Source organism: Kitasatospora sp. NPDC056651 (genome assembly GCF_042792155.1).
Lineage (GTDB): Bacteria > Actinomycetota > Actinomycetes > Streptomycetales > Streptomycetaceae > Kitasatospora.
Genome location: NZ_JBHTWX010000117.1, coordinates 20,478 through 29,426, shown reverse-complemented (window position 1 = coordinate 29,426; position 8,949 = coordinate 20,478). Strand labels below are relative to the sequence as shown.

5 protein-coding genes are annotated in these 8,949 nt (G+C 72.1%); all 5 read right to left on the bottom strand.

All coding sequences use genetic code 11. The annotated features are described in order from the left end of the window. Window positions 1–60: 60 nt before the first annotated feature. A complete protein-coding gene (gene serA, locus ACFRAR_RS32475) occupies window positions 61–1,641 on the bottom strand; it encodes a phosphoglycerate dehydrogenase (protein ID WP_380702779.1) in 1,581 nt (526 codons plus the stop codon). A gap of 236 nt (window positions 1,642–1,877) precedes the next feature. Next, window positions 1,878–2,876, bottom strand: coding sequence for a ketol-acid reductoisomerase (ilvC, locus tag ACFRAR_RS32470; protein ID WP_380702777.1), 999 nt, complete (start codon window positions 2,874–2,876; stop codon window positions 1,878–1,880). A gap of 151 nt (window positions 2,877–3,027) precedes the next feature. Next, window positions 3,028–3,552 (bottom strand): acetolactate synthase small subunit, encoded by a 525-nt coding sequence (gene ilvN / locus ACFRAR_RS32465; RefSeq protein ID WP_049657946.1) that lies wholly within the window; start codon window positions 3,550–3,552, stop codon window positions 3,028–3,030. Between the two features lie 82 nt (window positions 3,553–3,634). Then, window positions 3,635–5,488, bottom strand: a complete 1,854-nt coding sequence (locus tag ACFRAR_RS32460) for an acetolactate synthase large subunit (RefSeq protein ID WP_380702775.1) — start codon at window positions 5,486–5,488, stop codon at window positions 3,635–3,637. A 331-nt stretch (window positions 5,489–5,819) separates the two neighbouring features. Then, a complete protein-coding gene (locus ACFRAR_RS32455) occupies window positions 5,820–8,786 on the bottom strand; it encodes a putative bifunctional diguanylate cyclase/phosphodiesterase (protein WP_380702784.1) in 2,967 nt (988 codons plus the stop codon). Between the last annotated feature and the right edge of the window lie 163 nt (window positions 8,787–8,949).

The window sequence follows — 8,949 nt, the reverse complement described above, 5'->3', positions numbered from 1 at the left end:
CCGTTCGAACGGTGGTCCGGGCCCTGCCGCCTCGGTCGGGAGGACCCGGGGCCGGGTGGATCAGCCCAGGTCGACCGAGCGCGCGAAGTGGGCGCCGATCTCGGCGGCGATGACCGAGAGCACCTCCTGCGGGATCTCGGTGTCCACGGTGATCGAGGCGAGCGCGCTGCCGCCGTCGCGGGCGACCTGCATGCCGGCGATGTTGATGCCCGCGTCGCCGAGGTGGCGGCCGAGCACGCCGACCACGCCGGGGCGGTCCTCGTACTTGAAGAAGGCCATGTGGTCGGTGAGCGCCACGTCCACGTCGAAGGCGTCCACGCCGACGATCTTCTGGGTCTGCTTGGGGCCCGCCAGCGTGCCGGAGATGGCGATCTCCTCGCCGTCCGAGAGGGTGCCGCGGACGGTGATCACGTTGCGGTGCTCGGGGCTCTCGCTGGAGGTGGTCAGGCGGACCTCGACGCCGCGCTCCTGGGCGAACAGCGGGGCGTTGACGTAGGACACCGTCTCCGCCACCACGTCCTCGAACACGCCCTTCAGCGCGGACAGTTCGAGCACCTTCACGTCGTGCTGGGTGATCTCGCCGCGGACCTCGACGTCGAGGCGGACGGCCACCTCGCCGGCCAGCGCGGTGAAGATCCGGCCCAGCTTCTCGGCCAGCGGCAGGCCCGGGCGGACGTCCTCGGCGATCACGCCGCCCTGGACGTTCACCGCGTCCGGTACCAGCTCGCCGGCCAGCGCGAGGCGCACCGACCTGGCGACCGCGATGCCGGCCTTCTCCTGCGCCTCGTCGGTGGAGGCGCCCAGGTGCGGGGTGGCGACCACGTTGTCGAAGGCGAACAGCGGGGAGTCGGTGCAGGGCTCCTTGGCGTACACGTCGAGGCCCGCACCGGCCACCCGGCCGTCGCGCAGCGCGGCGGCGAGCGCCTCCTCGTCCACGATCCCGCCGCGGGCGGCGTTCACGACGCGGACGGTCGGCTTGACCTTGTGCAGCGCGTCGTCGCCGATCAGGCCGATGGTCTCCGGGGTCTTCGGGAGGTGGACGGTGATGAAGTCCGACACCTCCAGCAGCTCGTCCAGGGTGACCAGCTTGACGCCCATCTGCGCGGCGCGGGCGGCCTGGATGTAGGGGTCGTACGCGACGATCTTCATCCCGAACGCGGACATCCGCTGGGCGACCAGGACGCCGATCCGGCCGAGGCCGACGACGCCGAGGGTCTTCTCGCTCAGCTCGACGCCGGTGTACTTGTTGCGCTTCCACTCGCCCTGCTTGAGCGCGGCGTTGGCCGGCGCGATGTTGCGGGCGACGGAGATCAGCAGGCCGCAGGCGAGCTCGGCGGCGGTGACGATGTTGGAGGTCGGCGCGTTGACGACCATCACGCCGGCCTTGGTGGCGGCGGAGACGTCCACGTTGTCCAGGCCGACGCCGGCCCGGGCGACCACCTTGAGCTTGCGGGCGGCGGCCAGCGCCTCCGCGTCGACCTTGGTGGCGGAGCGGATCAGGATCGCGTCGACGTCGGCGATCGCGGTCAGCAGCTCGGTGCGGTCGGCGCCGTTGCAGTGGCGGATCTCGAAGTCGGGGCCGAGGGCGTCCACAGTGGCGGGCGACAGCTCTTCGGCGATCAGAACGACGGATTTGCTCACGACAGTGGGGTCCTTAACTGTCCGGTTCCCCCGAGCACGCAGCCGGCGTGGAGGGCGGGGGAAGGTGGCATGCCGCGTAGGTAGACGCACGACGCTGTGGGCCTGACGCGCACTCGGAGTGTATCGACGGGCTGGGTAGCGGGCTGCTCCCGTCCGGCGAAATCACCCGGACGAGAGCAGCCTACTTGTACAACGAAGTTACAAAATCGGGGCCGGAACCCGGCTCCGGAGGAGGATCAGGCGTTCTCGTCGACCCAGCTCATCAGCGAGCGCAGCTTCTTGCCGGTGGTCTCCAGCAGGTGGTCCTCGTCGGCCTTCTTGTACTCGTTGTACTTGGGCAGACCCGCCTTGTACTCGGCGATCCAGGTGTTGGCGAAGGTGCCGTCCTGGATCTCGGCGAGGACCTTCTTCATCTCGGCCTTGGTGGCGTCGGTGATGATCCGCGGGCCGGTGACGTAGTCGCCCCACTCGGCGGTCTCGGAGACCGACCAGCGCATCTTCTCCAGGCCGCCCTCGTACATCAGGTCGACGATGAGCTTCAGCTCGTGCAGGCACTCGAAGTAGGCGATCTCCGGCTGGTAGCCGGCCTCGACCAGGGTCTCGAAACCGGCCTTCACCAGGGCGGCGGTGCCACCGCAGAGGACGGCCTGCTCACCGAACAGGTCGGTCTCGGTCTCCTCGGTGAAGGTGGTCTTGATGACGCCGGCCTTGGTGGCGCCCAGGCCCTTGGCGTACGACAGCGCCAGGTCGAAGGCCTTGCCCGAGGCGTCCTGCTCGACCGCGACGATCGCGGGGACGCCGCGGCCCTCCTCGTACTGGCGGCGGACCAGGTGGCCCGGGCCCTTCGGGGCGACCATGCAGACGTCGACGTCCGCCGGGGGCTTGATGAAGCCGAAGCGGATGTTCAGGCCGTGGCCGAAGAACAGGGCGTCGCCGGCCTTCAGGTGCGGGGCGATGTCCGCCTCGTAGACGTCGGCCTGGATCGGGTCCGGCACCAGGATCATGATGACGTCGGCCTCGGCCGCCGCCTCGGCCGGGGTGACGACGCGCAGGCCGGCCTCCTCCGCCTTGGCGCGGGACTTGGACTCCGGCTTCAGGCCGACCCGGACGTCGGCGCCGGAGTCGCGCAGCGACAGCGCGTGGGCGTGGCCCTGGCTGCCGTAGCCGATGACCGCGACCTTGCGGCCCTGGATGATGGACAGGTCGGCGTCGTCTTCGTAGAACAGCTCGGCCACGGGGGCACATCTCCTTGCGTGATGGTTGCCGGGTACGCGGTACTCACCGTATTCGCGTCGGCGGGGGTTGGGTCTTTGCTCGAAAGGTGCCGCGCGCCAGCGCGCCGTTGGAAGGGCGGTGGTGGGCGACGGGAGGGCGAGACGGCGCTGTTTACGCGCTGCGGTCGAGGGCGCGCAGCGAGCGGTCCGTGATGGAACGCGCGCCGCGGCCGATGGCGACCAGGCCGGACTGGACCAATTCCTTGATGCCGTAAGGCTCCAGCATCCGGAGCATGGCCTCCAGCTTGTCCGAGCTGCCGGTGGCCTCGATGGTCACCGCTTCCGGCGACACGTCGACGGTCTTGGCACGGAACAGCTGGACGATCTCGACGATCTGCGACCGGGTCTCGTTGTCGGCGCGGACCTTCACCAGGACCAGTTCCCGCTGGATCGCAGCGGACTGGTCGAGTTCGACGATCTTTATCACGTTCACGAGCTTGTTGAGCTGCTTGGTGACCTGTTCCAGCGGGAGGTCCTCGACGTTGACCACGATCGTCATCCGGGACACGTCCGGGTGCTCGGTGGATCCGACGGCGAGGGAGTCGATGTTGAATCCCCGACGGGAGAACAGCGCGGCGATGCGGGCGAGCACGCCGGGCTTGTTCTCGACCAGGACGGAGAGGGTGTGCTTGGACATGGGGTTCCTCAGTCGCACAAGAGGGGTCCGACGGAGCCGGTCCCGAGAAGGGTGGCGGTGGGCGACGGGTGGGTGGGGGCCGTCAGTCGAGATCGTCGCCGAAGTCGGGGCGCACGCCCTTGGCGAACTGGATCTCGTCGTTGCTGGTGCCGGCCGCGACCATCGGCCAGACCATGGCGTCCTGGTGGACGATGAAGTCGATGACGACCGGGCGGTCGTTGATCTCCATCGCCTGCTTGATGACCGCGTCCAGGTCCTCGGGGCGCTCGCAGCGCAGGCCCACGCAGCCCATCGCCTCGGACAGCAGGACGAAGTCGGGGATCCGGGTGCCCTGGGCCGGCGGCTCGATGCCGTCGTGGCCGGGGCCGGAGTGCAGCACGGTGTTGGAGTAGCGCTGGTTGTAGAACAGCGTCTGCCACTGCCGGACCATGCCCAGCGAGCCGTTGTTGATGACCGCGACCTTGATCGGGATGTCGTTCAGGGCGCAGGTGGCCAGTTCCTGGTTGGTCATCTGGAAGCAGCCGTCGCCGTCGATGGCCCAGACCGCGCTCTCCGGACGGCCGGCCTTGGCGCCCATCGCCGCGGGGACGGCGTAGCCCATCGTCCCCGCGCCGCCCGAGTTGAGCCAGGTGCCCGGCTTCTCGAACCGGATGAACTGCGAGCTCCACATCTGGTGCTGGCCCACGCCCGCGGCGTAGATCGCCTCGGGGCCGACCAGTGCGCCGATCCGCTCGATGACCTGCTGCGGCGACAGCTGCCCGGCGGGGGCCGCCTCGTAGCCGAGCGGGTAGGTCTTCTTCCACTCGTCGAGCCGCTCCCACCACTCGGCGTAGTCGCCCTTGTGGCCGGCGTCGAACTCGGCCTGGACGGCGACGATCAGGTCGGCGAGCACCTCGCGGGCGTCGCCGACGATCGGCACGTCCGCCGGGCGGTTCTTGCCGATCTCGGCCGGGTCGATGTCGGCGTGGACGACCTTGGCGTTCGGCGCGAAGCCGTCCAGCTTGCCGGTGACGCGGTCGTCGAAGCGGGCGCCGAGGGTGAACAGCAGGTCGGACTTCTGCAGCGCGGTGACGGCCGGGACGGAGCCGTGCATGCCGGGCATGCCCAGGTGCTGCGGGTGGCTGTCGGGGAAGGCGCCGAGCGCCATCAGGGTGGTGACCACCGGGGCGCCGGTCAGCTCGGCGAGGATCCGCAGCTCGGTGGTGGCCTGCGCCTTGATCACGCCGCCGCCGACGTACAGCACCGGGCGCTTCGCGCCGACCAGCATCTTCGCGGCCTCGCGGATCTGCTTGGCGTGCGGCTTGGTCACCGGCCGGTAGCCGGGCAGCGCGGTCTCGACCGGCCAGCGGAAGGTGGTGGTCGCCTGGAGCGCGTCCTTGGCGATGTCGACCAGGACCGGGCCGGGACGGCCGGTGGCGGCGATGTGGAAGGCCTCGGCGATCACCCGGGGGATCTCGGCCGGGTCGGTGACCAGGTAGTTGTGCTTGGTGATCGGCATCGTGATGCCGCAGATGTCCGCCTCCTGGAAGGCGTCGGTGCCGATCGCCTTCGAGGAGACCTGGCCGGTGATCGCGACGACCGGCACCGAGTCCATGTACGCGTCGGCGATCGGGGTGACCAGGTTGGTCGCGCCCGGACCGGAGGTCGCCATGCAGACCCCGACCCGGCCGGTGGCCTGGGCGTAGCCGGTGGCGGCGTGGCCGGCGCCCTGCTCGTGCCGGACCAGGATGTGGCGCACCTTGACGGAGTCCATCAGGGGGTCGTACGCGGGAAGGATGGCACCGCCCGGGATGCCGAAGACGGTGTCCGCACCGACGGCCTCCAGCGAGCGGATGAGCGACTGGGCGCCGGTCATGGTCTCGACGACGTGCTGGGGAGCGGGAGCGTTGGCGGCCGGGTTGTCCCCGCGGCGGGGGGAAGCGGCGTGCTCGGTCATCTGCCTGTCTCTTCTCGGGTTTTGCCGACCCGGTGCTGCGGGCCCCGGTGCTGCGAGGGTGGGGTCCCGGTCCGGGTCGATCGCCGGCTCTGCCTCAATCGTCCCGCTTGAGCCGACGAGTCGGACGTGCTCGGGCGGTCGAGGCCAGGGGTCTTGCGGAGGTGGAACAGCGTCAGTGCAACAAAAAACCCCTCGTGCCCAAGGGCATGCGAGGGGTGGCGCGTCGGTCTGTCACGAGCAGGGCGTACGAGCCCACTCAGCCGACGCGCCCGCCAAGTACGAGAATTCGGGTGCGCATGGCAATGACCTTCCTCCCGTGCGGGGCGGCATGTCAAGCAGGTGGGACGGCCGTCTCGCCATGCGGACCGCCCGACGGGCCGGTAGCGGCACGGCGTCCGGGCAGGTCAGAGCCGCTGTGGTGATCTGCGCCACGTCCCGGCGTGGCGCCCGTCCCGGCGTTCGCCGGGCCACTCGTCCGGGTGCCGCCGGCGGCGGCCGGGTACGGGCGGTGGACGGGTACGGGGCCGGGGCCGGGGCTCGGGGGCGTGGCCGGCGGGCAGCCGCGGCGGGCCAGCGTGCGGCGCAGCCGGGGTTCGTCCAGCGGCGGGGCGAAGACCGAGCCCTGGGCCTGCCCGCAGCCCAGCTCCCGCAGCGCGGCGGCCTGGCGGGGCAGGTCGACGCCCTCGGCGGCGGTGGTCATCCCGAGGTCCCGGCCGAGCCGCAGCGCGTGCCCGGCGAGGGTGTGGCTGAGTGGGGACTCGCCGAGGTCCTGGACGAGCGTGCGGTCCAGTTTGAGGCCGTCCAGCGGGAGCCGGGCCAGGGCGCCGAGCGAGCCGCCGCCGGCGCCGTACCCGGCGAGCCAGGTGGAGACGCCGAGGCCGCGCAGGGCGGAGAGGCGGCGGCCGAGTTCGTCGGCGAGCGAGTCCGGGCCCATCCGGGCCACCTCGATCACCAGCTCGTCGGCCGGGAGCCCGCTGTCCCGCAGCGCCGCGGCCACCGTCTCGTACAGGCCCGGCGAGCAGAGCCGCTCGACGGAGAGCCGGACGGACACCGGGACGGGCTCCGGCACGCCGCGGCCCAGCCCGGTCAGGCCGCGCCGCTCGGCGGCCGCGGTGACCGCCTCCATGACCAGCCAGCGGGAGAACCGGGTGGCCGCGTCGCCGTGGTCGGTCGAGCGCAGGAACTCGGCCGGGGTGAGCAGCAGTCCGCCCACCGAGCGCCAGCGGGCCTGGGCCTCGACGCTGGTCACGGTGCCGCTGCCGAGGTCCACCACGGGCTGGTGGAGCAGGGTGAAGCCGCCCTCCCGGACGGCCAGGCGCAGCCGCTCCTCCAGCTCGGTGCGGCGCTCCAGGTCGGCCCGCATCGCGGGGGTGTAGAGCACCACCCGGCCCTTGCCCTCGGACTTGGCCCGGTACATCGCCAGGTCGGCGTTGCGCATCAGCTCGTCGGCGGCGGCCCTGGGGTCGGCCGCCGGGCCGCGCTCCGGGGTGCCGAAGGCGATGCCGATGCTGGCGGCGACGCTGAGTTCGGCACCGCCGATCCAGTACGGCTCGGAGAGTGCGAGGCGCAGCCGCTCGGCCAGTTCCTGGACCTGGAGGCGGCCGAGCGGGCCGCAGACCAGCGCGGCGAACTCGTCGCCGCCGAACCGGGCGACGGTGTCCCCGCAGCGGACGGCCGCCTGGAGCCGGCGGGCGGCCTGCACCAGCAGCTCGTCGCCGACCTGGTGCCCGGCGGTGTCGTTGACCGCCTTGAAGCCGTCCAGGTCGAGGAAGAGCACCGCGATCCCGGCGCCCGTCTCGCCCTGCTGGCCGCGGGCGCCGAGGGCGGCCCGCAGTCCCTGGGTGAACAGCGCCCGGTTGGGCAGGTCGGTGAGCGGGTCGTGGAACGCGTTGTGCTGCAACTGGGCCTGGAGCATGACGCGTTCGGTGACGTCCCGGCTGTTGAGCAGCAGGCCGTCGCGGTGCCGGCTGACGGTGGACTCGACGTGCAGCCACTCGCCGGCGCCGGAGCTGATCCGGCACTCGACCCGGGTGGAGAGCTCGGCGGTGCCGGGGCTGCGGTGGGTGGTGAGCCGGACCCTGGCGAGGTAGCGGCGGACCTCGGAGAGCACCCGGCCGACGTCCTCGGGGTGGACCAGGTCCAGCAGGTTGCCGCCGACCAGCCCCTCCGGGTCCCGCCCGTAGACGCCGAGCGCGGCCGGCGAGACGTAGGAGAGCACGCCGTTGCCGCCCGCGATCATGATGACGTCGCTGGAGCCCTGCACCAGGGAGCGGAAGTGCGCCTCCTTGTGGGCGAGTTCCTGGGCCAGCGACAGGTTGTCGAGCAGCATCACGCCCTGCCGCAGGATCAGCGCCAGCCCGACGGTGCACGCGGCCGCGGCCACCACGCGGTCCAACTCCCGCCCGCCGAGGGCGTTGTAGAGGATGCCGGCGGTACAGACCGCGGCGGCCGCGTAGGGGGTCAGCGCACTGAAGGTGGTGGCGACCCGGCGGCGCGGCAGGCCGCCGGCCGAGGGGTGCTCGCGGGTGGGGCGGCGCCAGCGCGGCGACCACGGCGCCCAGGCCAGCAGCAGACTGCCGGAGAACCAGCCGGCGTCCAGGAGTTCGCCCGAGTGGTAGCTGCTGCGCAGTTCCGGGGAGGTGAACAGGGCGTCGCAGGTGACGGTGACGGCGAGCGCCAGCATCGCGGTGTGCACGGCGGCCCGGTTGCCGTCCCGGCCGCCGAAGCGCAGCCCGACCACCAGGCTGACCAGCAGGATGTCCAGCACCGGATAGGCCAGGTTGAGGGCCAGGCGCAGCGGGGAGCCGTCCTCCCCGGCCGCGATCCGGCCGAGCGCCAGGCTCCAGCTGAGGGTGAACAGCGAGCCGGCGATCAGCCAGCCGTCGAGCAGCAGGCAGAGCCAGCCGGCCGCCGTGCGCGGGTGCTGGGCGAGCACCAGGACGCCGGTGATGGCGAGCGGGGCGAACAGCAGGAAGGCGTACTCGGCGAGCGACTCCTGGGGCAGCGGGGTGCGCACCACCAGCTCGTACCAGCCCCAGGTGCCGTTGCCGAAGGAGACCATGAGCGAGGAGAGGCCGAACAGCAGCCAGGCCGGGCGGGCGTGGCCGCCGACCGTGCAGCCGAACACCAGGCAGGACAGCGCGGCCGCCAGGGCCGCCGCGGCCAGGCCGAAGTCGCCCATGAACACGGACAGTTGGCGCGATCCCCAGCCGACGGCGGCGCCGCCGGCGTAGGCCAGGCAGAGCACCCCCAGGACCAGGCCGGGCAGCCTGCGGCTCTCCCGGAGCCGGCGCAGCACCCAGCAGCGGGCGATCGCGGACACGTCGACGGCTGACGTGTCGGTGTGCGGTGCTCCCGGGCGTCCGGTTCCGGGCAGCACCGTTTCGGTGGAGCTCACTCGGCCTCTCCCCCTCCGGCCCGGGGCCTCGCGCCCCGGCCACGGGCCACCGGCCGCGCACCTC

What these genes read in the sequence shown, in the direction of transcription:
- ilvN (WP_049657946.1), bottom strand. Translation starts at nt 3,552, where the DNA reads ATGTCCAAGCACACCCTCTCCGTCCTGGTCGAGAACAAGCCCGGCGTG.
- ACFRAR_RS32460 (WP_380702775.1), bottom strand. Translation starts at nt 5,488, where the DNA reads ATGACCGAGCACGCCGCTTCCCCCCGCCGCGGGGACAACCCGGCCGCC.